Raw genomic sequence first — 25,278 nt, forward strand, 5'->3', positions numbered from 1 at the left:
CTGCTAAACCTGTTCGGCGGCGCCACTATTGCCCAACGGCGCACCCTCAGCCTCTGCAATCTGTAGTATCTCCACACCTCGCTTAGCTTGCTTTGGCGAAGGGGCCTTGATCCAGTCACGCGCTGCGTAGCCGCCAAGCGTGGCCGCGATGCCCGATTGCCAGTCCTTGAGGTGACCTGTTTCAGCGCCCCATTGACTGATAGCAATCCAGTCCTGAGCTGAAACCCCTTGACATCTGTGCATGGCATCTAGTTCCGCTGGCGTCAGATCAGAATCGGCGTTCCTGACTTGATCAGACCTCGTTTCGACGCTGCCGACTTCGCGCGGGAGCGAGCTAGGCAGCTCTAACTGAAGCGCCCTAATGGCTTTCCAGCAATCAGACTTTTTACACCACTCGGTAACGTTTTTTCCGTTGGCTGTATCGACGATTGCATCGCGAATTTCATAAGACCATACTCGCATCAGCTGGACAAGTTCATCTGAAATTTCCTGTGCCCTCCATATGCGTTCAAGGTCTATTTGCCTTCCGGTCCTGTGCGAAAGATAGGCAACGACATAGGTCGCAACTTGAGCGCGATAGGCCGGGAAGGCCTCCTTGCGAGTAATGCTGACCGCCTGCTTGTACAGAATAGCCTTCGCTATGGTACGCCGATAATAGGACTCGTCCGGCAACCAACCCTTTGCGTGCGTTTCGGAGAGATCCTGCATGAACCAAGCAAAGCATTTTTGCCCCCCTAAGCTGACCTTGTCTGGTCTCTGATCCCAAGACAGCAAAAACTTTGCAAGCTCAACCTTATCGAACTTCCTTTGTCGCGGGGTCCTCTCGTTGAAGCGTCGTACTTGAGCAGGCGTTTTGGCCGTACGCGATTTTTCGACCTCATACTCACCGCGCGTGCGTTCGTAAAACCAGCGCGTCTGCTCGCCAGGGCACCATACCTGCGATGACAGCCTTGATATCTCGACGTGGTACGGATCGTTGGCGGAGAAGTCCGCCATTTGGATGTTGTTCTGGGAATTCGCGTATAGCGAAATGGCTGGCACGATCTCGTCGATCTTGCTTGCATCGATCAATGAAATCTTTGCTGGTACATAAACGGAAGAAAGGTCTACTTTGTCGTCGCGCCTTGCCCGGTGGATCGATGCAGTAGTTTGACCACCATTCACTATCTGTAATCCCCGAACTCGTGTAATGTGGCGCGCGCCTGTATCGTGATCATGTCGAACCTCGATTTCGTCAACAGTAGCAACGATACCATTGTTGTATGCGAGGAACCTATCGGGCCGCGAGCGAAGCGTATCGCGTATTCCTCTATTCACCTTTCCCCTCGCCTGCAGGAAAGAACGTACATTTTTTTCCAGTAAGCGTGGACCGTATCGGTCGTAGAGTTGGTGGAGTATCTCGCCCGGAACCAGCGCAAGATAGGCGTCATAGTCAGCAGATATCTCGGGAGCATGAAGGCAACTTAGACCGTCCTGCACATAGTCTGTAAAATCAACAAGTATCTCGTCCCGCGGCAGACCGGCTTGGACGAGGCGGTAGAGCCTCTCGATGTCAATGACTTCGAAAGACAGCGCGATTCCATCAATTTCACTAGCTTCGATCGCGGTAAGCGAACACCTTGAATCAGTGAGAATGAAAATCCTGTACTTTTCGGCTATTCCTCGTGTTTGCCTGACTCTTTCCACCATCCCGTAATCTGCCGCAGCAGGGTCCAGTGAGTTGAGCAAGTCGCCCCTCGCCTTCTCAAGAAAGATACGGGCCTGTCGGCTGGCTCGCCTGACATCTTCAGGCGGGATGGATCCGATATGCTCGCTCCCGCTGAAGCAAGCGACGAAGACATCGATGATGGTTTCGTCATCACTAACGGCATATCCGTTCGATCGGGCGGTTGTAGTACCGAAGCTGCGCTCGAAGTGACAGACTTCCGGATTCTCGGTGACGGCTACTTCAGAAAGCCAGTTGGTGCAGATATCTGCAAAAATATTCTCTGAGAAATCAGGCACAGCTGCCGAGCCGCCGGTTCTCGCTTCATTTATTTCAGCGAGGAGGCTGCTGCGGAAAGTAGCGATATCGATATCAGTCGACGACATTTTAATCTCCAGCAAAGAAGCTCTGGAAGGCTACGGCATCGGTCTCAAATTCTGAACATGCTCCCACTGAAACAGAGTACTTTCCAGCCACAATACCTGTGTGCAACTCATCGCGCCGAAGCCTTGGGAAGGCCCCGTCTACCCGGAAGAGCCGTATTTCGAATGCCCTAAGGCATGGTTCCGAGTAATTCGCTGCGCGCGAGTCATGGTATCCGGCGGCCACCAGTAGGTCCTCGAAACGCTGAAGCGAGCTGGGATGGGGCTTTAGACGATCCCTTGTACGGGCAACCAACTCGGGCAGACTCACTCCGTTGGCGCCATCTTCTTTTAGGGGGACGAAGCAGACGTGGAGGCTTTGTACGGTCGTTTCGTCGAACTGATCTAGCTGAGAGACCTTCATCACTGGATCCGCGCTTGCTGTACTGCTCTTAACCTCCAAGGCGTGTCCAAGTCGAATGAAGTCATGAAGTGCATGACGACCCTGCCAAGCTGCAGTCGCTTCAACTTCCCCGACGGTGGGAAACAGAATTTGCTCAAGCACCGTGATTTCTCCGAATAGCCCCCGGATCTGCTCGTTGGACAGACCTCGGTCCGTGTGCAGCTGCATGAAGCGTTGCCATGCCTGCAATCTCCTAAGGAAAGCCCGGAAGCCCAACCGACCTGGCGGCTGTTCCCTGACTACACCGGAGATGTCACCGCACAGCGCTGCAAATACGTCCCGGTATTGAGCGCCCGAGAGTTCGAGCGCCACACGCAACCGTCCGTTCGGTCCTGGTTCGACCACATCGATGTCAGTTCGGAACCCTTTTCCGTCGGGCCATTCCGTACCGGCCGGTACGGAACTTGTGTCGAGCTCGTACAATAGCCCAACAGCGCCAGATGGCATCTTCCGCCCAGCGAGCAAGTCGTGAGGCGATCCACGCGATATTTTGCGAACGTGCCAGCCTGTTCTTGATGCGCCCTCGGCCTCAATGGATTTCCAGATTTTTTCTATTTCGTCGCCTGTCACAGCTCATTCTCCGTTCGGGCAAAGACATTGTTGACGACGTAGTCGATGGCCGTCGCATTAGAACTAGTCGGAAAACTCAGTGCCATCGACATGATCGGGATGTCGATTTTCCCTCTCGTGATGTCGTTGTCCGGATCCAGCGGGTAAAGCAGCATAAGCCCTTTACCCTGTGACCTTATTTCTCGGATGGAAATCCCACTTGGTTCATCAGGAATATTGCCTTTCGCCCGGTTTCGTGCTGCGTCTTCATGCCAAGTTATACGCGTCTGTTCGAGAGCCGCGGCATAGTCAGCAGCATCTAGATCTATGGCCTCGTCACGAGGCGAAACCAGACGCCCAATGATGTACTTTTGGGCATAGATCTGGTCTTGAATTGAGGTAGATCGTGTCAACACTTTGCGTTGAACCATTGGAATGTCAAAACCAGCGATCGTTTTTGTAGGTCCGCGGCCCGACAGGAGTGCGACATCCCATTTCAGAAGGCCTCCGCGCTCGGTTTGCTTTTCAATGAACTGACGCAGGAAATTGCTGTTCGCCTTAACCGAGTCCTCATGCGTCGCGTAACCGCTCAGGAACGCCTGGATGTAAGACACATCAACGCTCGCCCAGAAAAACGAGTTCGCCCACTGGTGCTTGCCTCCGTCCGGGCGGTCTCTGGCTGGATTAGCTTCGTACTGCCCGCCGATTGCCTCAAGGAATGTCTCCGTTGTCGCGAGATTTGATCTGATGACTTCCTCTGATGAATGGAAGACTACCGTTTCTGATATTGTGCCCGCGAAACTTAGCTTCATTGGCGTTCCGGAGCGCATTTTCACTCGCGACGTGATCATTAGTGCAGGATGTGATCGCACACGCAGACCATAGTTGCGCGGCGTCCCTCGGACTGCAGCCATATGATCGAACTCCTCTCGAAGCTCTTCAGAGGCAATGGTGATTTTCTCGAACCATTCGCGCAGATCTGCAGTCATGAAAAGCCTGCAGACATCCTCATAGCCACTGCGGTAACCAAACCATCGCCCCATCTGCATCAGTGTGTCGTACATGCGAGAAGCACGAAGGAAATAGCTAGTTGTTAGGCCCTTGAGCGTTAGGCCCCGGCTCAACTTGTCGCCACCAACGGCGATGGTCAGAGTGTGCTCGGAGCCTTGTCCCTCCTGGTCTAGAATATCTCCAGCACTCCCGTTGATTTCCTTCACATCGATCTGCGAGACTGCATTTAGCACGTATTTTTCGATATCCTTCCACTCGAGAGTTTCCCCGCCCGGATTGTATTCGGTTTTCAGGCTAGGGCGGAAATCTGCGTTAAAGAGATCTTCAAGCTCTTGGCGTATGGATCGCTCGCCCTCTGCTTCCCCATAGCGGAATTCCCGTTTAACGGCTTGGACCTCGGCTTCGATCTGTTCCTTGACCAAGTTCTGCACACTCGTGAAACGCGTGACATGAACAAGCATCGAGTTGTGTGAGTTCTCTTGCCCACGGGCCCTGCGGACTGCCGTGGCGATGAGGAAAGACTGAATTGCTCTCACTAGTGACGGGGGAAGCCTCAGCTCTCCCATGTATCGCGGCACCCAACCATTCCTGTGCTTGGGCGGAACCCATCCTGATCTTTCATTGAGGCTCAGCGAGTCGGCGTGATCCTCGATCTCGCGAACATAGCGATGCTGCGCCGCATCGATCTCGGCGTCTTCCTCTTCTTCTCCGCCGAAAACATTGACAGGGCCGAAATAGTCAGAAGGAGCCGGCAGACTGACAATGAAGCTACTAGGAAATAGGTCAGGACCCTCTTCCGCCGTTTCGGCCTGTTCGTGGATGAAGATGTTCGCAAAGGGTGTTGCAGTGTATCCAACATACCCCTTTTGCTGGAAAAGCGTAAGCAGACGACGGATGAGCTTATTGATCTTGGAGGGGTCATGCTCAGGATCCGGTACGCCGTTCTCGTCGAAGGCACCTTCCTTTGTATCGACCGAAGCATGGTCCGCTTCGTCATCAATCACGAGCAGAGGAATGCCTGCTACGCTTTCCCTTCCAGTTTCTTGATCAATGGACGTATGTGCCCATTTGACCCAATCGATTAGGTTTTGGAGGACAGTGTATTGTTTCTTGATCACGAAGACGAGCGGACGACCACCCGGGTTGATGGAGAAGGTCTGCGCCCGATTGGTGTTGAAATCGCCGTTGTCTGCACGATTGGTTACGGAATCGGGTCTCAGCCGAGGATCCGGATCGACGAGCCCGACTCCAACGGCCTTGAAACCCTCGTCAGGCCTTCGGTTTTTGTCATAGCCCAGAAATCCTTCCTCTATGCGAATTTGGGTCTGCGAGCGCAGGTTCTTGTGAATGCCGGCGAGAACTATGATGATCTTGTACCCAGCGTCCGCAGCTTTGCAGATCAGACCAGTATAGTTTGCTGTCTTTCCGGACTGGACATGACCTACAACAAGGCCTCTTCGATCCCACGGGCCTTCCCGTGTTGGGTCCTCAAGATGGGAAAGTATACGGTCGGTGACATTATCGAGCTTCGTCGTCGGGTCTAGCCCGATGTCCGGAAGAATAAAGGTACGATACCGATCCCAGTAGTTCCACTCTATCTTTGGCTTTCTCGCGGCGAGCCATTCCACATGGTCTTCATTGTTTACCAGTTCCTGGGCGTCGCCGATCCAAATGCTGATGCGTTCTTCTATCGATTCTCGCAAGTCATTCCGGTCGAGATCGGGGGGGATATTAGGGAACATCATGCAGACGGCGTCGACGACCTGTTCGATCCGCTCACGGGTTATGGTCTCGGTCTTTCTAATTTCCTCGAGAATTCCCATCACCTGACCACGGATCTTCGTCGCAATAGTGTCTGTCATCGTCCCGCCCATCTAAATTTCATCAATTATGTCGACGTGCTGATCAAAAGGAGCAAGGCGTCGCAGCTTTGCCCGTGCCTCGTTTGCAGTTAGCCCTCCACCATGCATCAGGCTGGCTAGCAAGTTTCGCGCAAGTCCTTTTATTTTCTCGCGCGACTCCCCGGAAAATGGGGTAGCTGGCAGCTCGCCTTGCTCAACAGTATCAATCCAGATCTTTTCAACTGGCACCGTGTTCTCGAGCAATTTGAAGAACGATGCGATCGAGCGATCGTCATCGTCCAGTTCGTTAAGAACATAAGACGCGATAGGATGTGACCGTTCAATTCGGTATGCTGATTGATCGCCGATCCTCACGGCTTTCCAAGGACGTTCGAGGTCCGCCACTGCAGGCCGCTTGCCGTACTCTCCTCGAAATACGAAGACCGAGCGGGCCTGCTGCCTTATGTTGAGAGCGAGATCCCTAAGTCGCGTCCGAACGATCTCGGGCGGACTTGCATCCGACTTTTTGACATCAATTTGCCAAGCAGCATCTTCCGAATTTGGCAGATCGATGCGTATCCGGGCAAGCTTGTGAGCTTCGTCGCGAACCCATGGCTTTGTCCTTCCGAGGCCAAGCCAACCGCCAGCGACCAACAATCTGTCATTACGATAGATGTAGAACCCCTGATTGGTTACCCAACCTTCACTGCCACCTGCGAGTTCATATTCTGTCTCGTCATCAAACATGTCCTTGTTAGGAAGGACGTATCCCTTTACCCGTATTTGAGCTGCACCACTATTAATACTCTCTTCTGGGCTCTTTTGGCAGGCAGCATGGTTGCTTAGAAACGGATCCCAAGGCTTGATGCTGGCTTCATTGACGAACAGCCTGATGCGCGGCCGGACGCCCTCAAGGTAGCGATGGAATACCATAGCCAGGTGATGCTCGATCTGCTCCATTATCAGTTGGGACTTTGCCCCATCGCTTGTGCTGCCAAGGCGTGGTCGGACCCGGTCCAGTTTCTGCCAGATCACAAGGGTTCCACTAGCAATGTTTTCAAGGTTTTCGAGGTGCTTCTCAGAACCGTCGGGTGCACTGGTCAACAACCGCCAACGTCCCTTCGCCTCGGCAAGGAAATCGAGGTCCCAGCGACGAACTTTGATTTCGCCATCTCTCTTCTTCGAAGCCACGGTCAGGCTTCGCGCTTGCGAAAAGGAGGCAGTTTTCAGTCCCAATCCAAAGCGCCCAAGATCAGTTGCAGCTCTTGCAACTAGTGGATTCTGGGAGCCCAGCCTCATTGCATTGCGCAAGGTTTCTTCATCCATGCCGTCACCATCATCCAGAATACTGATAAAGGGATTGGGCGCGGCAAGCGCGACTTGCACTCGCACGTTCTTCGCATGCGCGGTAATGCTGTTGTCAATGATGTCGGCAATGGCGGTTTCGGTAAAGTAGCCAAATCCACGCAGCGATTCTACTAGTGCGTCGGCCGGTGGCGGTGCGTCTTCGAAGTCTTGCAATTCTTCTACAATTTCCGACAAATAGAACGTTCAGATCTTATAAACTCAAGTACCACACGGGGTTACTAAACTAAAGGCGAAAAGCGGGACGCCTACGCTTACTTGTTCGAAAACGCACCTCTCGGACGGTTTTGTCACAAGGCCAAAATATTGCCCAACATGTTGGGACTTTGCGGGCGCGCATTGAAGTGAGCCCCCCACTGTGGGCGCCCTTATTGCGCGGCAGAGAAGTCCGACTTTCCAAGAGTAATCCCGTTGAACGAACACCCACTTTAGACGCAGCTGATACAACGTGCGGATCAACTAGCCAAAAACGGCGCTAGTCGATCTGCAGCGTGTCGAATCCTATCTCGAGAGTTCAAGGTAAGCGGAGCGGGACTGCACAATGCTAGTTATCCAGTGAGCACTAAGACGAAGCGGAAAGAGCCGACATGCGAGCCACTGCTGTAAATCCTAGGGACGGTCATCCCCATGGTAGAATGATGAGGTAGGCCTTGCCGTGGGCAATTATGGAAGCTGCGATGATTACAGGACCTCAACCCGTGTGCGGTGAGCAAGCACGAGCGGCCGCAAGGGCGGCGTTTGAGCGTCTTTGTAAAAAGTGGTGTGAATTTCGGAAGTTGCGTCAATAGGCAGCCTGAACTCGTGGATATGCCTTCGGTTCGGTTCCAAAAACACATTGTTCGGTTCCGTTGGTATATTTATTGGTATTCATCAAAGATAAATTAGAATAAGCCATTGTTGGTAGTAATATTTTTTAACGAGTATGGTGCCGCCCCCGGCACCATTCCCAACAAGTAAGCTACTGTTTCCCTTCAGCTTTAACTGGAGCTGGCCAAGGGCGAAGTACATGCTGGAGAACAAAACCGTCCCATTCTCATTTGTGAAAGCAGGGGTTTTCTACTTCACACGACGAGTCCCGAAAGACCTCGATCACCACTATACCACCGGAAAAATATCGTTCTCGCTACGGACAAGATCAGCGGCGGTCGCAAAGTCCCGAGCGCAAAGAGCTGCTCAGCAACTTGATGAACACTGGTACCACCTACGCATCCAAAACGTAGACCCACCGTGCAAGCATCTCCTGAGGATGGGAACTGCCGCCGAGCTTGGGTCCTCGATGTCATGCACCGATCAAGCCAGCGCTGACGCTGTAAAGCTCTCAGAAGCCGTATCAGTCTATCTGAAATTCCAAAGATTCAGTGGCTGGGGTGGTAGGATTCGAACCTACGATACACGGTACCAAAAACCGCTGCCTTACCACTTGGCTACACCCCAACGGTGAGCGGCTATCTACGATTGTTGGTGACGGTGTTCAAGTGCTTTCCCGCAAAAAATCGAAACCCGTGAAAATTTTTTTGCGGGCGATCTATTTGGTCTCCAACAGCACCGCTCCGGTTCGGTTTCCGGCCTCGACCGCGCGGTGTGCGGCGGCGCATTCTTCCATCGAATAGACCTTTTGGATCGGGCATTTCAGCGCGCCGTCGGTCAGCGCTTGGTGGAGGTTCGCAACCGCTTCGTTGCGCAGATCGGTCGGCAGCAGATACACCAGAACCATTTCCAACGTCACCGATTTGAACATGAGCGGGTAAAACGGAAGCGACGGCGTCATATTCTGGGCCGAGCCATACGCATTGATTCTTCCGCTTTCGGCGATAACTGCAACGTTGGTTTCGACGTTTTGGCCAAACTCCACATCGACGATGCGATCGACCGGAAGCCCTTGATTGGCGTCCAGGATCTGTGTGGGCAAATCGGGCGCCGTGTAATCCAGTACCGCATCGGCTCCGGCCTTTGTCACACGTTCGAAGTTGCGTGGACCGGCTGTTGCCATCACCTTTGCTCCGCCCCATTTGGCCAACTGGACGGCAAGGAATCCGACCGTTCCTGCACCGCCGTGAACAAGCAGGGTTTTACCCGATACCGGGCCTCCGGAAAACACGGTGTGGCTGGCGGTCAGGCCGGGAATGCCGAGGACGGCACCGGTTTGCAGCGCGACCGTGTCGGGCATGTGAACAGCCTGTTCCGAGGGCAGGGTGATTTGGGTTGCGGCCGTCCCGAACGCACGACCCCACTGGCCGTTCCAGATCCAGACCCTTTGACCCACCCGCGAGTCCGGAACCCCAGGCCCGACAGCCGAGATGACACCTGATCCGTCGCTGTGCGGCACAATCACCGGGAAAGGCGGTTTGGTGATCCCGGGCCGTGCCCCCGCACGTGCCTTCACGTCCGAAGGGTTCACTCCGGAATAGGCCAGCGCAACGGTCACTTCGCCCGGGCCCGGGGGTGTATCCGGTAGTTCTTGAATGGACAGAACATCGGCGGCGGGTCCAAATGTCTGGTAGGTGACGGCTTTCATGGCGGCTCCGGTTTGTCGCGTCGTGACGTTCACCCTATCGTCGCGGGCCAGGAATGCTAGCCTGTCAAAAAACCATGGGAGATCAGAGTATGAAGGCATTGCGCACACCGGACGAACGGTTCCAAAATCTGCCCGACTATGATTTCGCACCCAACTACCTTGAGGTGGATGATACTGAAGGCGGCGCGTTGCGGGTCCACTATCTGGACGAGGGGCCGCGCGCGGCAGCTCCAGTACTGATGATGCACGGCGAGCCCAGTTGGTCTTATCTGTACCGTCACATGATCCCGCCAGTCGCTGCCGCGGGTCACCGGGTCATCGCTCCGGACCTTGTGGGTTTCGGCAGATCCGACAAACCCGTCGACCGCGACGACTATACCTATGCGCGGCATGTCTTCTGGATGGGTGAGGTCCTGCGTCAACTCGATCTGCGGGACATCACCCTGGTCTGTCAGGATTGGGGCGGATTGATCGGGTTGCGCCTATGGGCCGAGATGCCAGACAGGTTCGGCCGGGTCGTTGTCGCCAACACGGCCTTGCCAACCGGGGACCAGCCCTTGGGCGAGGCGTTTGCCGCCTGGCGACAGTTCAGCCAGGAGGTGCCGGATTTTCGCGCCGGGCGCATCGTCTACGGCGGAACGGTTTCAAAGCTGACCGAGGTCGAGGTCGCCGCCTATGATGCGCCGTTCCCTGATGATCGTTACAAGGCCGGGGCGCGACAGTTTCCGATGCTGGTGCCTGACCGCCCCGACGACCCCGAGTCGGAACCGAACCGACAGGCTTGGAACGTTATCTGCGGTCTGCAAACCCCTGTCCTGACGGCTTTTGGTGCTGAGGACAGGATCATGGCCGGGGTGGACGGGGTTTTTCACAAACTTTGTCCTGGTGCGGCGGGACAGAACCATGTTGTGCTGCCGAAAGCCGGTCACTTCCTTCAGGAGGACGTGCCCCAGGAACTTGCGGAATCGGTTCTGGCCTTCATCCGCGAGACGGCCTGAGCGGGGTCTCATTCCCGGATTTCGTCGGGCTCCACGCCCCAAAGATTGCTTTTGAGGGTCCAGCCGCGATAGCCACCGGCCGAAATGCGGCACCAATCCACCGTGCAGGTGCCCAAGCGAGCCACGACGCCCGTCTCGAAATGTGCGTTGACAGGGGATTTGGGATCGGGGCTGGCATAGACCGGCAGCATGTCCGATTCAATCAGAACCGTGCGGACACCTGACAACAAAGCGTAGTGGACCCATCCGCCGGCCCCGTCGCGATCCTGGACCTTGCGCCAGTTGCCGTATTCGGCCGTCACCTGAAGTGGCATGCCGCGACGCTTGAACACCCAGTCAACACGATGGGTCAGCGAAGGGCCGCGGCGTACGTTCGCCTCGGCCGCCTTCATCGACACGTAGCGCGGCAAAGGCAGGTTCGTCACCTGCCCACGTTTTTCCTGCGCGTGCGCGATTGCGCCTGTCAGGAACAGAAGCGTGATTAGAAATGCCAGAACTGGGCGTTTCGCCCTCAAGAAAGCACTCACTGCCTGCCCGCTGATTTGCCTGTCTGCCGTGTTTCAAAAAAGGTTGGAGCGATGCCCATGGGGTTCTTGTGCCCCGACTGATCCTGCGCCACGATGCCATGACGCGCATCGGAATGCAAAGCGGTAGGAGGGCTGAAGTGCCAAGAGAACGTCTGAGTGTTGTTGTAACGCGACGGTTGCCCGAAGTGGTCGAGACACGTCTGAGCGAGTTGTTCGACGTCCGTTTGCGGGACACCGACACACCGATGACGCGCGACGAGTTGGTCGAGGCGGTCAAACAGGCCGATGTGCTGGTTCCGACGATCACGGACACGATCGACGCGGGTGTTTTGGGCCAAGCCGGAGAGCGGCTGAGGCTGATTGCGAATTATGGCGCCGGTGTCGACCATATCGATGTCGCGACGGCCCGTCAGCGCGGCATCCTGGTCTCGAACACGCCGGGTGTTCTGACCGACGATACCGCCGACATGACGATGGCGCTGATCCTTGCCGTAACCCGTCGGATTCCCGAGGGTCTGTCGGTTATGCAAAAGGGGGACTGGACCGGCTGGGCACCGACGGCATTCCTTGGCGGGCGGATAGGAGGCCGGCGTCTGGGCATTCTGGGTATGGGGCGGATCGGACAGGCCGTCGCGCGCCGCGCCCGGGCCTTCGGAATGCAGGTCCACTACCACAACCGTCGCCGGTTGCGTCCCGAAATAGAACAGGATCTTGAGGCGACCTATTGGGAAAGTCTCGATCAGATGGTGGCGCGTATGGACGTGATCTCGATCAACTGCCCATCAACGCCGTCGTCATTTCATCTGATGAACGCGCGACGTCTTAAGCTGATGAAGCCGACGGCGGTCATCGTGAACACGTCGCGGGGCGAGGTGTTGGACGAAAACGCGTTGACCCGGATGATCCGGGCGGGCGAGATCGCCGGGGCCGGGCTGGACGTCTACGAGCACGGCACCGACGTGAATCCTCGACTTCGGCAGCTGCCGAATGTCGTGCTGCTGCCGCATATGGGGTCGGCGACGCTCGAGGGTCGCATCGAGATGGGCGAAAAGGTCATCATCAATATCAAGACGTTTGAAGACGGGCACCGGCCGCCTGATCAGGTCGTTCCCGCGATGCTGTAAGAACACGCCAAGGCATACGGGCTCCTGCTGTTTGCAAGGCAGAGCTTTGCCGTCTTTGGCGGTCGTCCCCGCACATGGTTGCGGGGCAGTACGGTGCCGTGCACTGTCAGAATCAGTATTTGGATAAGGAGGTTTATTATGTGCTCCAATTGGTTCCCTACTGTTGTGGCCTGCGCGCTGACCCTGGCGAGCCCAGTGTTTGCCCAGCAAACCGCCGATGAGGTCGCGCCCGAGGGTGCATCCGACGGCCAGGTTCAGGCCTTGACCGACGAGGTGATCGCCGCGCTGAAGGCCAAGGCCGACGGTGTGCCCGTCAAAGCTAAAACCTGGATGGTTGCGGCGGCCAACCCGCTTGCCGTCGAGGCGGGTGCCAAGATTCTGGCTGCCGGTGGAACGGCAGCGGATGCAATGGTCGCCGTTCAGGTTGTCTTGGGCCTGGTCGAACCGCAGTCCTCGGGTTTGGGCGGGGGTGCCTTTCTGGTCTGGTACGACGCGGCCAGCGGACGCCTGACCACCTTGGATGGGCGAGAAACCGCGCCGAGAGAGGCAAGCCCGACCCTGTTTCAAGACGAAAACGGCGAGCCGCTCAAATTCTTCGACGCGGTTGTTGGCGGGCTTTCGGTCGGGACACCCGGCACGCCTGCATTGTTGGAGGAAGCCCATCGGCGCTGGGGGCGTAGCCCCTGGCCCGGTCTGTTCGAGGATGGTATCCGATTGGCCGACGAGGGGTTTGTCGTTTCACCCCGGCTGGCGGGCTTGATTCAGGCCGACGCTGAACGTCTGGCACGCTTCCCGGACACGGCCAACTACTTCCTGCCGGGCGGCGAGCCGCTGGCCCAGGGTCAGCGCCTCACCAACCCAGACTATGCCGAAACCCTGCGCGTTCTGGCGTCCGAAGGGGCTGCGGGCTTTTATGGAGGAGAGATCGCGGCTGACATCGTGCGGACTGTCCGAAACGCTCCGGGTAACCCGGGGGTTCTGTCCGGAGTTGATCTGGCGTTGTATCAGGTGATTGAGCGCGAGCCGATCTGTGCCACCTATCGCAGCTATGAGGTCTGCGGGATGGGTCCGCCGTCCTCGGGCGCGCTGACGGTTGGGCAGATCCTTGGCATTCTCGACAATTACGATTTGGCGGGGATGGGTCCCGAAAGCGCCGAAGCGTGGCGGCTGATCGGCGATGCCTCGCGCCTGGCCTTCGCGGATCGCGGTCGCTACATGGCCGACAGTGATTTCATTCCGATGCCGACGCAGGGCCTGATCGATCCGGCCTATCTGGCCGAGCGTGCCGCGTTGCTGAATGACGCTGGGGCATTGACCGAGGTTGCGCCGGGAAATCCTGAGTTTGACCACGCGCTGAACTGGGCCGACGATGCTTCGATCGAACTGCCGTCGACGTCCCATATTTCGATCGTGGACGCCTATGGAAACGTGCTTTCGATGACCACGACAATCGAGAACGGTTTTGGTTCGCGTCTGATGACCAACGGCTTTCTGCTGAACAACGAACTGACCGACTTTTCCTTCCGGACCCACAGGGACGGGGTTCCGATTGCCAACCGGATCGAACCGGGCAAACGCCCCCGTTCCTCAATGAGTCCGACGATTGTCATGCAAGACGGGTCTCCGATTCTGGCGATCGGGTCTCCGGGTGGCAGCCGGATCATCGGTTATGTCGCAAAGTCTATCATTGCCTGGGCGGACTGGGGTATGGACGTCCAGCAGGCGGTCGCCCTTCCTCATCTGGTGAACCGTTTCGGGACCTATGATGTCGAGGTCGGCACAAGCGCCGAAGTCTTTGCGGACATGTTGGGCGAGCTGGGCTTTGAAGTGAACGCGCGGGATCTGACCTCGGGCCTTCATGCCATCGAAATCCGCGACGGTCTGCACGGCGGAGCCGATCCCCGTCGAGAAGGGATCGCACTGGGCGAGTGATCACGTCGGAGCGTATGGGTATTGCTCCTGTGGCGTGGGCCTTCTAGTCATTGTCTGGGCCTGCGCCACTGCGCCAAGGGAGGGTTGCCATGGTTGAAGCGACAGCATTGTTCCGCAATGCGGCGGGGATCGACACCGCCATCAGCATTCTGAAACAGCGGTTCGGGGACCGGTTGCAGACCGGCGCTTCGGTCCGCGAGCAGCACGGGCACACCACGACCTGGATTGAAAACCAAAGCCCGGACGCGGTGGTCTTTCCCAATTCGACCGAAGAGGTCTCGGACATCGTCAAGACCTGTGCGGCGCACAAGGTTCCTGTGATCCCTTTCGGCACCGGAACGTCGCTGGAAGGCCACGTGAACGCGCCGGCCGGCGGCGTTTGCATCGATCTTGGCCAGATGAACCGGGTCTTGGCCGTGAACGAAGGTGATCTGGATTGCGTTGTGCAGCCCGGGGTCACCCGCGAGGATTTGAATACCCATCTGCGCGACAAGGGGCTGTTCTTTCCGATTGATCCCGGAGCCAATGCCTCATTGGGCGGGATGGCGGCGACCCGAGCGTCGGGTACCAATGCGGTTCGCTATGGAACGATGAAGGACAATGTCCTGAGCCTCGAGGCGGTTATGCCCGATGGCAAAATTATCCGTACCGGTCACCGGGCCAAAAAATCTTCGGCCGGCTACGATCTCACCCGCTTGCTTGTCGGTGCCGAGGGCACGCTGGGCATCATTACCGAACTGACTCTGAAACTGCACGGCATCCCCGAGGCGATTACCTCGGCCCGGTGTTCTTTCCCGACGGTGGATGCGGCCTGTCAGGCCGTGATGACGACCATTCAATTCGGCGTTCCGGTTGCCCGGATCGAACTGCTGGACGCGATGTCGGTCAAGGCGGCCAACGCGTATTCCGGGCTGAAGCTGCCGGAAACGCCGTTGCTTCTGCTCGAGTTTCATGGCTCGGAGGCCGGCGCAGCGGAGCAGGCCGAAACCTTTGGCGAAATCGCCGAGGATTTTGGCGGCACCGGCTTTGTCGCTACGGCCAGCACGGAAGAAAGGTCCAAGCTCTGGCAGGCGCGGCACGACATGTATTGGGCGTCCCTCCAGCTTCGGCCCGGAGCGCGCGGAATCTCGACGGATGTCTGCGTCCCGATCTCGCGCTTGGCCGAATGCGTCACCAAGGCTCAGGACAAGGCAGCCGAGTTGGACCTGCTGGCCCCGGTCGTCGGTCATGTCGGTGACGGAAACTTCCACACGCTGGTGCTGATCGACATGGACGATGCCGACGAAGTGGCGCGGGCCAGTCAGTTTGTCGGATGGCTCAATGATCTGGCGATCTCGATGGACGGGACCTGCACGGGTGAGCATGGAATCGGGCAGGGCAAGAAACCGTATCTGGTCCGGGAACTTGGGGATGCGACCCGGTACATGGCGGCGATCAAGGCCGCGCTGGATCCTGACAACATCATGAACCCCGGCAAGATCGTCTGACCAGGCCGGGAAAGCGCACGCAACCATCGGCTGTTGGTGCGTGCCTGTTCGCGGATTCGCGTCCCAACGTGTACGGCAGGTCGGTTTTGCGCCGTTTTGCGTCGGATGGACTTGGCGCTGATTGGTCTTGTTCGGCATAAACCTTGCCAAACAGACTCAATCCGGAGAGCGGGCGTATGAAAACCCAAGTCAAAGCACTGGTCGTCGGCGGCGGCGCCGTTGGGACCTCGATAGCCTATCACCTGGCCAAGGCGGGCTGGGATGATGTCATGCTGATCGAGAGGGACGAGTTGACCTCCGGTTCGACCTGGCACGCTGCGGGTTTGCTTCCGCTGTTCAACATGTCCTATGCGACGACCCATATCCACAAATACTCGGTGGATTTCTACAAGACGCTGGAAGAGGAAACCGGCCTGAATGCCGGGTTTGCGGTGGTCGGAAACCTGCGCATGGCGCAGACGCAGAACCGCATGGATGAGTTCATGCTCTATGCCTCGACTGCCGAGACCTGCGACGTCAAATACGAATGGTTGACGCCCGAGCAGATCAAGGAGCGCTGGCCGCTGATCGAAACCTCGGATCTGAAGGGCGCGCTTTACCATACCGAGGACGGTTACATCAATCCGGCCGACGTGACCCAGGCGATGGCCAAGGGTGCCCGCCAGCGCGGTGTCGAGATCGTGCGCAAGATGCAGGCCGATGCGTTCCATTGGAACGGAACCCATTGGGAAGTCACCTGCACCAAGATGGTCGAAAAGGGCGGCAACCTTGTCCCCAGCGACGAGCAGGTGGTCATCACCGCCGAGCACGTGGTGACCGCTTCGGGAAACCATGCCCAGCGTACCGCCAAGCTGCTGGGCATCAAGATGCCCGCGATCCCGGTCGAGCATACCTTCATTGTCATGGACAAGGATCCGGAACTGGTGAAATGGCGTGAAGCCGGCAATCCGGAACACCCGGTCGTGCGCGACGCCGACAACGAATCCTACGCACGTGAGGAGCGCGGCGGCTGGATCCTCGGCATCTACGAGCACGGTGCCCCGGCACGCTTCGAATACGGTGTGCCCGACAGTTTCCGCGCTGACCTGTTCCCTCTGGATCTGGACCGGATCGCCGATCAGTACATGGCCATGGCCGAGCGTGTCCCGTCCTGTGCCGAGTCCGGCCTGAAGGACGATTTCAACGGTCCCATCTGCTATACGCCTGATGGCAACCCGCTGGTCGGCCCGGCGCCGGGCCTGCGAAATATGTGGCTGGCCGAAGGGTTCAGCTTTGGCATCACCGCCGCCGGCGGCACCGGCTATTATCTGGCGCAGATGATGGTCGATGGCGAAGCCGAGATCGACATGGCTTCGCTGGACCCCAAACGCTATTCGTCCAACTGGATGACCACCGAATTCGCCGCGCGCAAGAATGAAGAGTGCTACGAGCACGTCTACATTCTGCACCACCCGGACGAAGAGCGCGAGGCCTGCCGTCCGCTGCGCACCGTTCCGGCTTATGATCGTCAGAAAGCCCGTGGCGCGCAGTTTGGGTGGGTTAACGGTTGGGAACGCCCCAACTATTTTGGCCCGGTCGATGCCTCCGACAACTTCGACAAGGAAAGCCGCAGTTTCCGCCGTGGTGGATGGTGGCAGTATGCCGTCGAAGAAGCCAATGCGATCCGCAACGGTGTCGGCCTGATCGACGCGTCAGCCTTCACCAAGCATGTCGTCAAGGGCCCCGGCGCCACGCAGTTCCTCGACTGGTTCACCTGCAACAAGCTGCCCAAGGTCGGCCGCATCAACCTGACCTATGCGCTGACAGACCACGGCACCACCCGCACCGAATACACCATCGTGCGGCTGAAAGAGAACGAGTACTACCTCGTCTCGGCCGGTGCCTGGACCGAGTATGACGCCGACTTCCTGCGCAAGGCGGCCGAGGACAAGATGGACGAGTTCGGCTACATCGAGATCCAGGACGTGACCACCCAGTGGGGCGTCTTTGCCATCGCCGGACCGAAATCGCGCGATGTGCTGAAAGAGGTCATCAAGGACGCCGAGCCGGAAACCGCCCTGTCGAACAAGCGCTTCCCGTGGCTGTCGGCACGTCAGATCGAACTGGGCATGTGCCCGGTCAACGCGATCCGCGTGGCCTATACCGGCGAGCTGGGCTGGGAACTGCATCATCCGATTGAGATGCAGAACTACCTGTTCGACCTTCTGGAGACGGCCGGCGAGAAGCACGGCATGAAGCTGGTAGGTGCCCGCGCCCAGAACTGGCTGCGGCAGGAGAAATCCTATCGCGCCTTCGGCACCGAACTGGGCCGCGACGCCACCCCGCTCGAGGCCGACCTGCCGCGTTTCGTCGATCTGGACAAGGAGTTCCACGGCAAGGACAAGCTGATCGAAACCGGCGTACGGGTGAAATGCTGTACCCTGCTGATCGACGGGCCCGAGGATGCCGACCCGTGGGGCCGCGAGGCGCTGTATACGTCCGAAGGTGAGCGCGTGGGGCGTCTGACCTCGGGCGGGTATTCGGTGGCTTTCAAGAAATCCATCGGCATGGGTTATGTAAAGCCCGATCTGGCCGTGGAAGGTACCAAACTGAAGGTCAAAATGCTGGACCAGCTGTGGGATGCGGTCGTGACATGCGACAGCCCCTATGACCCCAAGAACGAGACCATCCGCAAGGACGGTTGATCGGACAGAGGCCCCGGACAACTCCGGGGCCTTTTTTTGGCTATGCGCTGAGTTCGTCGAAGCACTCCAGCGCCTTGGCTGCGTACATCATCGACGGACCGCCACCCATTTGGATCGCCATGGCCAGAACGTCCGAGAATTCCTCACGCGAAGCGCCCGCCTTGACCAGTGTTTCGGTGTGCAACGAAATGCAGGGTTCGCACCGTACTGCGATGGACATGCCCAAGGCGATGAACTCCTTGGTCTTGAAGTCCAGTGTTCCGCCTTCCTTGACCGATTTCCCGAGCGCGCCGAAAGCGCGGGCGGTATCTGGTATGGCTCCGTTCAGGTTGCGCAATCCGCTGCGCGTTTCAGCAAGCTTGTCTGACCAGGTCATGTCTTGTGCCTCTTTTACATATTACATCTTGCATATGTATCGGCGGCGTCGGAACGGCTTTGATCTTGATCAGATCGAGGGCTTTTCTGCGACAAAAGCCAGATTGTTCGCAGGCATTGGAACCACTCCGACAACTCGCAGCCCTGTGCTTTCCAGATAGTTGCTGATCTGGCTGTCGTCCTTGTAGCCTATCTCGGGGTCTCGCCGGGTCAGGTCGGCATGAAAGCGTCGGTCGCCGTCGCTGATCAGCTTGCCCTGGCGCATGAACGGTCCGTAGAGAACGAACCGCCCCCCGGGGCCAAGGGCCAATGCGGCCTCGGACAGAACATTCCGGGCTTCTTTCCAGCTGATCAGATGCAGGAGGTTGATCAGAATGATAAGGTTCTGGTTGCCAAAGTTGTGGTGCCACCCGGGCAGGGTTGCGTCCAGCTCGACGGCGGGAATGATGTTTGGCAGGTCCTCCCCATAGGCGTCGATGCTGGCCCGGCGGGCGGGATCGATCTCGCTCGGCTGCCAAGTGAGGTCGGGAAAGATACGGGCAAATGCGGCGACGTGTTGGCCCGTGCCGCTGGCCAGTTCCAATGCGTTTCCAGTTGCGATGGGCATCTCGGCCAGCAACGCGCACAGGGCGTCCGTATTTCGGCTGGCCGCAGGAGCGATCATCTTGGCGCCGTCACCCTGAGAGGCGACGCTTGCCGTCGGAGGCAGTTTCCGCCCGCCCATCAGCGTAACCGGGACACGGCCAGCGCGGAGACCATCGCAGCATCCAACTCGGGCGCGCGGCCAAGCGCAAGATCAGCAACCAATCGCGACGCGGCCGGGGCGGTTTGAAACCCGTACCCTCCCTGACCGGCAGACCAGACAAAACTTTCATCCGACGGGTCGGGACCCAGAACAAGCGTGCCATCCGGGGCAAAGCTGCGCAGCCCGGCCCAATTGGTCTCGACACGGGTGACCGGGTTGGTCACCATTTCTTCGTACCGGGCCAGGCCCTCCGCCAGCACCATATCGTCGGCATAGGCGTCATGCGGTTCAACCGGGTCGGCCTCGGACGGTGACACCAACAGCTTGCCGGCATCCGGTTTGGCGTACCAGGTCTCACCCGCGCCCAGCATCATCGGCCAGTTTTTCACATCATGGCCACCGGGTGCCGGCAGCCGGGCCATGGAACGGCGGCGCGGCGTGATTCCGATCGGTGCGATCCCGGCCATCCTTGCGACCTCGTCCGCCCACGCACCAGCGGCATTGACGATGGTGCGCGCCTGAAAGACCTCGGCCGCTTCCACCAGCCAATGGCCGTCCTTGCGGATCCGCGCCACTTTTTGGCGGGTCTTTACCGATCCCGCGTTGGCGCGAATGGTGCGGGCGAAATCCTGCAGAACTCGGTCGGTGTCGATGTCGTAAGCGCCCTCACTCAGCGCTGCGTATGCGACGGATTCCGGGTTCAGGACCGGAACACGCACCAACGCATCGGCGACCGAGATTTCGGCCATTCCCAGCTCGCTCAGGTCTTTGCGGAACTGCTCGGCCTGATCACTTTTGGCCACCAGCATCAACCCGCGCGGGGTCAGATAGTCGTTCGTAAAAAAGAACTCGGCGCTGGCCTTGTTCAGAGCCACGACCGAAGGTGGGCCATAACCTTCTTCGAACAATGCCGCCGATCGCCCCGAGGCGTGATAGCCCAGCGCGTCCTCGGCCTCGAGTACGGTTACCGTCCCATGCTCGGACAGACGCGCGCCGGCGCTTAGGCCGGCAATGCCGCCGCCGATGATCAGAAAATCAATCACTGGACCTCCTCCAGCCGGTCCGTCGCCGGTGGCGGTGTCTGGCTGAGCGCCGTGATGCGGGCATAGAGCTCGGCCGGTAGGTCGAACGTCAGAGCAGCCAGCGACGGTGCCAGCTGTTCGGCAGATCTGGCCGATATGATCGGCGACGGGGCAAACGGGCTGGCGGCAACCCAAGCGACGGCAAGCGTCGCCGGATCCACGCCAGCCTGATGTCCCAAGCGGGCCAGCTCGGCAGCTGTTTCGGCCATCCACTCAGCTCCATAGCGGCTGGCATATCGGTCATCTTCGGACAGCCGGCCGGCTGCACTGCCACGGGAATACTTTCCGGTCAGCAATCCGCCACCCAGCGGCGAGTAGGCAAAAACCGAGATGCCTTGATCCGCACACATTGGCAGGATCTCGACCTCGGCCTGTCGCTTGACCAAATTGTACATCGGTTGCAGCGCGTCGATGGTCAGGCCGAAATCCGCGGCGACGCGCACGGCTTTCATCACTTGCCAGGCGGCAAAGTTGGACAAGCCGACATAGCGGATCTTGCCCGCGTCTTTGAGCTGGGCAAAGCACTCCATCGTTTCGGCAAGATCGGTGTCCGGATCGAACCGGTGCAGGTACAGCAGGTCGACCATGTCCTGACCCAGACGTTTGCGGGACATGTCGAACTGCGCACGGATGTTGGCCGCGCCGGCGCCGCCTGTGTAGCCCGCTTTGGTGGCGATCGTCAGTTGCTGGCGCTGAGACGCGATCATCTGGCCCAGCAACGTTTCCGACGCACCGTCGGTATAGACATAAGCTGTATCGAAATGCGTGATGCCGGCCGCGCGACAGGCGTCGAACATGGCCCGGCTTTGTTCGGCATCGGCGCGGCCCCCGAACTGCATCGTGCCAAAAGTGAAACGGCCAATGTCAGTGCCGTCGGGATTGGAAAGCCTGAGTGTCATGAGAGTGCCTGAAATGAGCCCGGCGAACGGGGGACTTTGATCAATTGTCGTCCCAAGTTTTAATCAGGGTTGAATTTGAGCATCAACCCTTCCAAACATTCACAACCAAAAACGCAGGAGGGCAGGGTGACCACCGCAGACCTACACCCAATGGCCACAGGGCACATTCCGTCATATGTGACCCAGGCGGATGGCAGCGATTTTCTCTTCAATTTCATGGTAATCTTCACAGTTGGTCTGATCCTGCTGATCGGTGTCGCGTATTTTACGTTGCATTCGATCCCCGAGAAGATGGCCCATGAGAACAACCACCCGCAGTTTCAGTTGGTTGGCATCCTGGCGTTGTTGGCCCTGTTTACGCACAATGGGTTATTCTGGGTTGCCGCCATCCTGGTTGCAGGTTTTCAGTTTCCTGACTTTGCTGCGCCCCTGCGCGCGATTGCAGATGCAATTCGGTCGCTGGCACCCGGGGCGTCTCCTCCGCCCGCCGAGCCGGACCCTGAGCCCACCGCTCCGCAGGAGCACTGACGCATGATCGAAACATTTCTTTGCGCACTGGTCACTGTTCTGCCCGACTTTCTGTTCCGACGCTTCGTTCAGGGAAAACGGATTGGTCACGAAATCACGCTGTTCACCATGTGGTACGAACTGCGCTGGGGGCTGACCGCCTGCGCAATCCTTGCGCTGACGGTGATTACCACGCTGTTCTACTTCCATCCGGCAAGCAAAACGGCGGCGTCCTATTTCCGGACCGTGACGATTCTTCCGCAACTGGGTGGGCGCGTGTCCGAGGTCTATGTCACCAACAACCAGTTGGTCACCGCGGGCCAGCCGATCTTCCGTATCGAGGATTTCACCCAGCGCGCACAGGTCGAAGCCGCACATGCCCAGATTGCTCAGATACAGGCCTCGCTGAAGGTTGCGCAAACGGATCTGGCCGAGGCCGAAGCCGGCATTGCAGGCGCGCAGGCGGCGCTGGCGCAGGCGCTCGAGGATTTGGAGCGCAACACGACACTGCGCGATCAGGGATCCAGCGCAGTCCGCCTGACCGAGATCGAGCGACTGGAGAACCTTGTCGCCGAGCGCGAGGCAAAGGTTCTGGCCGCGCAATCCCAAAAGGCGGCCGTTGTTCAGAAGATCGAAGAACTGATCCCTGCCCAGTTGGCCAGCGCCGAAGCGCAGCTGGATGCCGCTCTGGCCGAATTGGACAAGACGACAATCAGCGCCGGTGTGACGGGCCGTGTCGAACAGTTCGGGCTACGGGTCGGCGATTTTATCAGCCCGCTGATGCGCCCGGCGGGGATTCTGGTTCCGACGGATTCCGGGCGCGACCGGTTTCAGGCGGCTTTCAACCAGATGTCTGCGCAGGTGATCAAACCGGGAATGATCGGAGAGCTGGGCTGTATGACGCGGCCATTCACGGTGATTCCGGTCGTTGTGGTCCAGGTGCAGGATGTGATCCCTTCGGGACAGATCCGGCCCACCGACGAATTGCGCGACGTTCAACAGAACACAACCCCCGGATCAATCCTCGTGTATCTCGAGCCGCTTTATGAAGGGCTGGCAGACAAGGTTCCCCCGGGCAGCAACTGTCTTGCCAATGTCTACACCGACAATCACGACAGGCTTGAACACGAAGATCTGGGTTTCTGGGAAAGGGCATTCCTGCTTGTCGTGGACACGATCGGTGTGGTTCATGCGGCAGGCTTGCGACTGCGTCTGATCCTGATGCCTGTGAACACGCTGGTTCTAAGCGGTCACTGATGGCGGGAACGTGAGTGTTCTCGCGCTATTGTGTCTGGAAATGGTGCCTGTCCCCGGTTAACTGCCGCACATGTTTGATGCGCAAATCCGCCCGATCATCGACCCGGCCCTGAACGCTCAGGGCCGTTTTCTCGCGCGGTTGGGCTTTACGGCAAACCAGGTGACGCTGATTGGGCTGGCTCTTGGTTTGGTCGCAGCGGGCCTGATCGTGGCTGGCGCGACGTACTGGGCGCTGGTGCCGTTACTGCTGTCGCGCCTCGCGGATGGCCTGGACGGTGCTGTCGCGCGTGCCCGGGGTGGCACCGATTTTGGTGGCTATCTGGATATCACCTGCGACTTTCTGTTCTACGGCGCGATACCGTTCGCGTTTATTCTGGCTGACCCGGCCTCCAATGGCGTGGCCGGTGCTTTCCTTCTGCTGTCCTTCTATTTCAACGGCACCAGTTTTCTGGGCTTTTCGCTGCTGGCGGACCGCCACGGTTTGAAGACCGACGCCAGAGGGCAGAAGGCACTGTATTTTTCCGGTGGTTTGCTGGAGGGGGCCGAAACGATCGGTTTCCTTGTTCTTCTGTGTCTGGTGCCAGATGCGTTTGCCGCCTTGGCGTGGATATTCGGCAGCTTGTGTTTCCTGACCGCCATATCCCGGATCGTGTTGGCAGCGAGCAGTTTCGGCAACCGTTCCGGGAACTGAAAAAGCCCGCCGTTTCCGGCGGGCTTTGGGTTTGTTGACAGTACATGTCCCGCTTATTGCGGGATGTCGCCTTCCAGCCCTTCGACATAGAAGTTCATGCCGGCCAGAGTGCCATCATCGGCCACTTCACCCTCGGCCAGCCAGGCGCTGCCGTCTTGCTTGTTCAGCGGCCCGGTGAACGGGTGATAGCTGCCATCTGCAATCGCGGCTTTCAGGGCCAGCGCCTCTTCTTTGACGTCGGCCGGAACGGCGTCGGAAATCTCGCCAATTTCAACCATGCCTTCCTTGATGCCGTCCCAGGTGTTCACCGACTCCCAGGTGCCGTCCATCACGGCCTGGGTGCGCGCGATGTAGTAGGGCGCCCAGTTGTCGATGATCGAGCTGACGCGCGGCATCGGAGCATATTCGCTCATGTCCGAGGCCTGGCCGAAAGTGATCACGTTGCCGGCTTCTTGTGCGGCCGCCTGCGGTGCGGTCGAGTCCGTGTGCTGCAGGATCACGTCTGCGCCCTGTTCGATCAGAACCTTCGCCGCGTCGGCCTCTTTCGCCGGATCGAACCAGGTGTAGGCCCAGACGATCTTGAACTCGACATCCGGGTTCACCTTCTTGGCGTGGATGAAGGCCGAGTTGATGCCGCGGATCACTTCGGGGATCGGGTACGAACCGATGTAGCCGATGATGTTCGACTTGGTCATCTTGCCGGCGATATGACCTTGGACAGCGCGACCCTCATAGAAACGCGCCGAGTAGACCGACACGTTGTCGGCGGTCTTGTAGCCCGTGGCGTGTTCAAATTTCACGTCCGGGAATTTCTTGGCCACGTTGATGGTCGGGTCCATGTAGCCGAACGAGGTGGTGAAGATCAGGTCAGCGCCTTCCAGCGCCATCTGGGTCATGACGCGCTCGGCATCCGGGCCTTCGGGCACCGATTCCACGTACACGGTTTCGACCTTGTCGCCAAAGTGCTTTTCGACGGCCTGACGGCCCTTGTCGTGTTCATAGGTCCAGCCGCCGTCGCCCACCGGGCCGACATAGACGAAACCGACCTTTGTCTTGTCCTCGGCCACGGCGCCCGTGGCAAGGCCAAGTGCCATGGCGGCGCTTGCCAGAAGTGAAGTGAATTTCATTTAGTTACTCCCCAAGTTGGTACAGTTGGCCC

At 58.3% G+C, this 25,278-nt stretch carries 19 protein-coding genes, 1 tRNA gene and 1 pseudogene; 9 read left to right on the forward strand and 12 right to left on the reverse strand.

Annotated features, from left to right (window positions below):
• Window positions 1–3: 3 nt before the first annotated feature.
• Genes ACR0LD_RS00370 through ACR0LD_RS00385 form a run of 4 tightly spaced genes read right to left on the reverse strand, consistent with a single transcriptional unit; the run spans window position 4 to window position 7,473 of the window.
• Window positions 4–2,091: an AIPR family protein gene (locus ACR0LD_RS00370; RefSeq protein ID WP_480635215.1), complete on the reverse strand. Its 2,088-nt coding sequence runs from the start codon at window positions 2,089–2,091 to the stop codon at window positions 4–6.
• A gap of 1 nt (window position 2,092) precedes the next feature.
• The gene (locus tag ACR0LD_RS00375) at window positions 2,093–3,100 is read right to left on the reverse strand and encodes a PD-(D/E)XK motif protein (protein WP_480635216.1); all 1,008 of its coding nucleotides are present in this window, start codon (window positions 3,098–3,100) and stop codon (window positions 2,093–2,095) included.
• Window positions 3,097–5,952: a Z1 domain-containing protein gene (locus tag ACR0LD_RS00380; RefSeq protein ID WP_480635218.1), complete on the reverse strand. Its 2,856-nt coding sequence runs from the start codon at window positions 5,950–5,952 to the stop codon at window positions 3,097–3,099. The genes ACR0LD_RS00375 and ACR0LD_RS00380 overlap by 4 nt, the downstream gene beginning before the upstream one ends.
• Before the next feature lie 12 nt (window positions 5,953–5,964).
• On the reverse strand, window positions 5,965–7,473 hold the full coding sequence (locus ACR0LD_RS00385; RefSeq protein WP_480635220.1) for an ATP-binding protein: 1,509 nt from the start codon (window positions 7,471–7,473) through the stop codon (window positions 5,965–5,967).
• Window positions 7,474–8,302: 829 nt separating this feature from the next.
• On the opposite strand from ACR0LD_RS00385, the pseudogene ACR0LD_RS00390 reads away from it, so the two are divergent.
• Window positions 8,303–8,491: pseudogene (locus tag ACR0LD_RS00390) on the forward strand (DUF6538 domain-containing protein); the annotation flags it as partial.
• 164 nt (window positions 8,492–8,655) lie between these two features.
• On the opposite strand, the gene ACR0LD_RS00395 reads toward ACR0LD_RS00390, so the two are convergent.
• Window positions 8,656–8,730 (reverse strand) — tRNA-Gln (locus ACR0LD_RS00395).
• 91 nt (window positions 8,731–8,821) lie between these two features.
• A complete protein-coding gene (locus ACR0LD_RS00400; RefSeq protein ID WP_480635221.1) occupies window positions 8,822–9,811 on the reverse strand; it encodes an NADPH:quinone reductase in 990 nt (329 codons plus the stop codon).
• Window positions 9,812–9,900: 89 nt separating this feature from the next.
• Here ACR0LD_RS00400 and ACR0LD_RS00405 point away from each other — a divergent pair, with 89 nt between their 5' ends.
• Entirely contained in the window at window positions 9,901–10,809 is a 909-nt protein-coding gene (locus ACR0LD_RS00405; RefSeq protein ID WP_480635223.1) for a haloalkane dehalogenase, read from the forward strand.
• Between the two features lie 8 nt (window positions 10,810–10,817).
• Here ACR0LD_RS00405 and ACR0LD_RS00410 read toward each other — a convergent pair whose 3' ends face one another.
• Window positions 10,818–11,291 (reverse strand): SH3 domain-containing protein, encoded by a 474-nt coding sequence (locus ACR0LD_RS00410; RefSeq protein ID WP_260066315.1) that lies wholly within the window; start codon window positions 11,289–11,291, stop codon window positions 10,818–10,820.
• Window positions 11,292–11,473: 182 nt separating this feature from the next.
• On the opposite strand from ACR0LD_RS00410, the gene ACR0LD_RS00415 reads away from it, so the two are divergent.
• The 4 genes from ACR0LD_RS00415 to ACR0LD_RS00430 all read left to right on the forward strand — a co-directional run bounded on the left by ACR0LD_RS00415 (window position 11,474) and on the right by ACR0LD_RS00430 (window position 18,563).
• Entirely contained in the window at window positions 11,474–12,460 is a 987-nt protein-coding gene (locus ACR0LD_RS00415; protein ID WP_170337463.1) for a 2-hydroxyacid dehydrogenase, read from the forward strand.
• Between the two features lie 138 nt (window positions 12,461–12,598).
• Entirely contained in the window at window positions 12,599–14,392 is a 1,794-nt protein-coding gene (ggt, locus tag ACR0LD_RS00420; RefSeq protein WP_480635225.1) for a gamma-glutamyltransferase, read from the forward strand.
• A gap of 89 nt (window positions 14,393–14,481) precedes the next feature.
• Window positions 14,482–15,879 (forward strand): FAD-binding oxidoreductase, encoded by a 1,398-nt coding sequence (locus ACR0LD_RS00425; protein WP_170443604.1) that lies wholly within the window; start codon window positions 14,482–14,484, stop codon window positions 15,877–15,879.
• 176 nt (window positions 15,880–16,055) lie between these two features.
• A complete protein-coding gene (locus tag ACR0LD_RS00430) occupies window positions 16,056–18,563 on the forward strand; it encodes a GcvT family protein (protein WP_480635226.1) in 2,508 nt (835 codons plus the stop codon).
• Between the two features lie 40 nt (window positions 18,564–18,603).
• Here the strand turns inward: ACR0LD_RS00430 and ACR0LD_RS00435 are convergent, their stop codons facing one another.
• The 4 genes from ACR0LD_RS00435 to ACR0LD_RS00450 all read right to left on the reverse strand — a co-directional run bounded on the left by ACR0LD_RS00435 (window position 18,604) and on the right by ACR0LD_RS00450 (window position 21,664).
• Window positions 18,604–18,939: a carboxymuconolactone decarboxylase family protein gene (locus ACR0LD_RS00435; RefSeq protein ID WP_170362836.1), complete on the reverse strand. Its 336-nt coding sequence runs from the start codon at window positions 18,937–18,939 to the stop codon at window positions 18,604–18,606.
• 69 nt (window positions 18,940–19,008) lie between these two features.
• Window positions 19,009–19,662, reverse strand: a complete 654-nt coding sequence (locus ACR0LD_RS00440) for a DUF938 domain-containing protein (protein ID WP_170358090.1) — start codon at window positions 19,660–19,662, stop codon at window positions 19,009–19,011.
• Window positions 19,662–20,726: an NAD(P)/FAD-dependent oxidoreductase gene (locus ACR0LD_RS00445; protein WP_480635228.1), complete on the reverse strand. Its 1,065-nt coding sequence runs from the start codon at window positions 20,724–20,726 to the stop codon at window positions 19,662–19,664. The genes ACR0LD_RS00440 and ACR0LD_RS00445 overlap by 1 nt, the downstream gene beginning before the upstream one ends.
• Entirely contained in the window at window positions 20,723–21,664 is a 942-nt protein-coding gene (locus tag ACR0LD_RS00450; protein WP_480635230.1) for an aldo/keto reductase, read from the reverse strand. Before ACR0LD_RS00450 ends, ACR0LD_RS00445 begins: the two co-directional genes overlap by 4 nt.
• A gap of 126 nt (window positions 21,665–21,790) precedes the next feature.
• On the opposite strand from ACR0LD_RS00450, the gene ACR0LD_RS00455 reads away from it, so the two are divergent.
• The 3 genes from ACR0LD_RS00455 (at window position 21,791) to ACR0LD_RS00465 (ending at window position 24,119) form a co-directional block, all read left to right on the forward strand.
• On the forward strand, window positions 21,791–22,192 hold the full coding sequence (locus ACR0LD_RS00455; protein ID WP_409233602.1) for a hypothetical protein: 402 nt from the start codon (window positions 21,791–21,793) through the stop codon (window positions 22,190–22,192).
• Between the two features lie 3 nt (window positions 22,193–22,195).
• Window positions 22,196–23,428, forward strand: a complete 1,233-nt coding sequence (locus ACR0LD_RS00460) for an HlyD family secretion protein (protein ID WP_480635232.1) — start codon at window positions 22,196–22,198, stop codon at window positions 23,426–23,428.
• A 70-nt stretch (window positions 23,429–23,498) separates the two neighbouring features.
• Window positions 23,499–24,119, forward strand: a complete 621-nt coding sequence (locus tag ACR0LD_RS00465) for a CDP-alcohol phosphatidyltransferase family protein (protein WP_480635234.1) — start codon at window positions 23,499–23,501, stop codon at window positions 24,117–24,119.
• 53 nt (window positions 24,120–24,172) lie between these two features.
• Here the strand turns inward: ACR0LD_RS00465 and ACR0LD_RS00470 are convergent, their stop codons facing one another.
• The gene (locus tag ACR0LD_RS00470) at window positions 24,173–25,246 is read right to left on the reverse strand and encodes a BMP family ABC transporter substrate-binding protein (RefSeq protein ID WP_170337473.1); all 1,074 of its coding nucleotides are present in this window, start codon (window positions 25,244–25,246) and stop codon (window positions 24,173–24,175) included.
• Between the last annotated feature and the right edge of the window lie 32 nt (window positions 25,247–25,278).

The organism is Ruegeria sp. BF8, assembly GCF_056538625.1.

What these genes read in the sequence shown, in the direction of transcription:
- ACR0LD_RS00370 (WP_480635215.1), bottom strand. Translation starts at nt 2,091, where the DNA reads ATGTCGTCGACTGATATCGATATCGCTACTTTCCGCAGCAGCCTCCTC.
- ACR0LD_RS00380 (WP_480635218.1), bottom strand. Translation starts at nt 5,952, where the DNA reads ATGACAGACACTATTGCGACGAAGATCCGTGGTCAGGTGATGGGAATT.
- ACR0LD_RS00400 (WP_480635221.1), bottom strand. Translation starts at nt 9,811, where the DNA reads ATGAAAGCCGTCACCTACCAGACATTTGGACCCGCCGCCGATGTTCTG.
- ACR0LD_RS00405 (WP_480635223.1), top strand. Translation starts at nt 9,901, where the DNA reads ATGAAGGCATTGCGCACACCGGACGAACGGTTCCAAAATCTGCCCGAC.
- ggt (WP_480635225.1), top strand. Translation starts at nt 12,599, where the DNA reads ATGTGCTCCAATTGGTTCCCTACTGTTGTGGCCTGCGCGCTGACCCTG.
- ACR0LD_RS00425 (WP_170443604.1), top strand. Translation starts at nt 14,482, where the DNA reads ATGGTTGAAGCGACAGCATTGTTCCGCAATGCGGCGGGGATCGACACC.
- ACR0LD_RS00430 (WP_480635226.1), top strand. Translation starts at nt 16,056, where the DNA reads ATGAAAACCCAAGTCAAAGCACTGGTCGTCGGCGGCGGCGCCGTTGGG.
- ACR0LD_RS00435 (WP_170362836.1), bottom strand. Translation starts at nt 18,939, where the DNA reads ATGACCTGGTCAGACAAGCTTGCTGAAACGCGCAGCGGATTGCGCAAC.
- ACR0LD_RS00440 (WP_170358090.1), bottom strand. Translation starts at nt 19,662, where the DNA reads ATGGGCGGGCGGAAACTGCCTCCGACGGCAAGCGTCGCCTCTCAGGGT.
- ACR0LD_RS00450 (WP_480635230.1), bottom strand. Translation starts at nt 21,664, where the DNA reads ATGACACTCAGGCTTTCCAATCCCGACGGCACTGACATTGGCCGTTTC.
- ACR0LD_RS00460 (WP_480635232.1), top strand. Translation starts at nt 22,196, where the DNA reads ATGATCGAAACATTTCTTTGCGCACTGGTCACTGTTCTGCCCGACTTT.
- ACR0LD_RS00465 (WP_480635234.1), top strand. Translation starts at nt 23,499, where the DNA reads ATGTTTGATGCGCAAATCCGCCCGATCATCGACCCGGCCCTGAACGCT.
- ACR0LD_RS00470 (WP_170337473.1), bottom strand. Translation starts at nt 25,246, where the DNA reads ATGAAATTCACTTCACTTCTGGCAAGCGCCGCCATGGCACTTGGCCTT.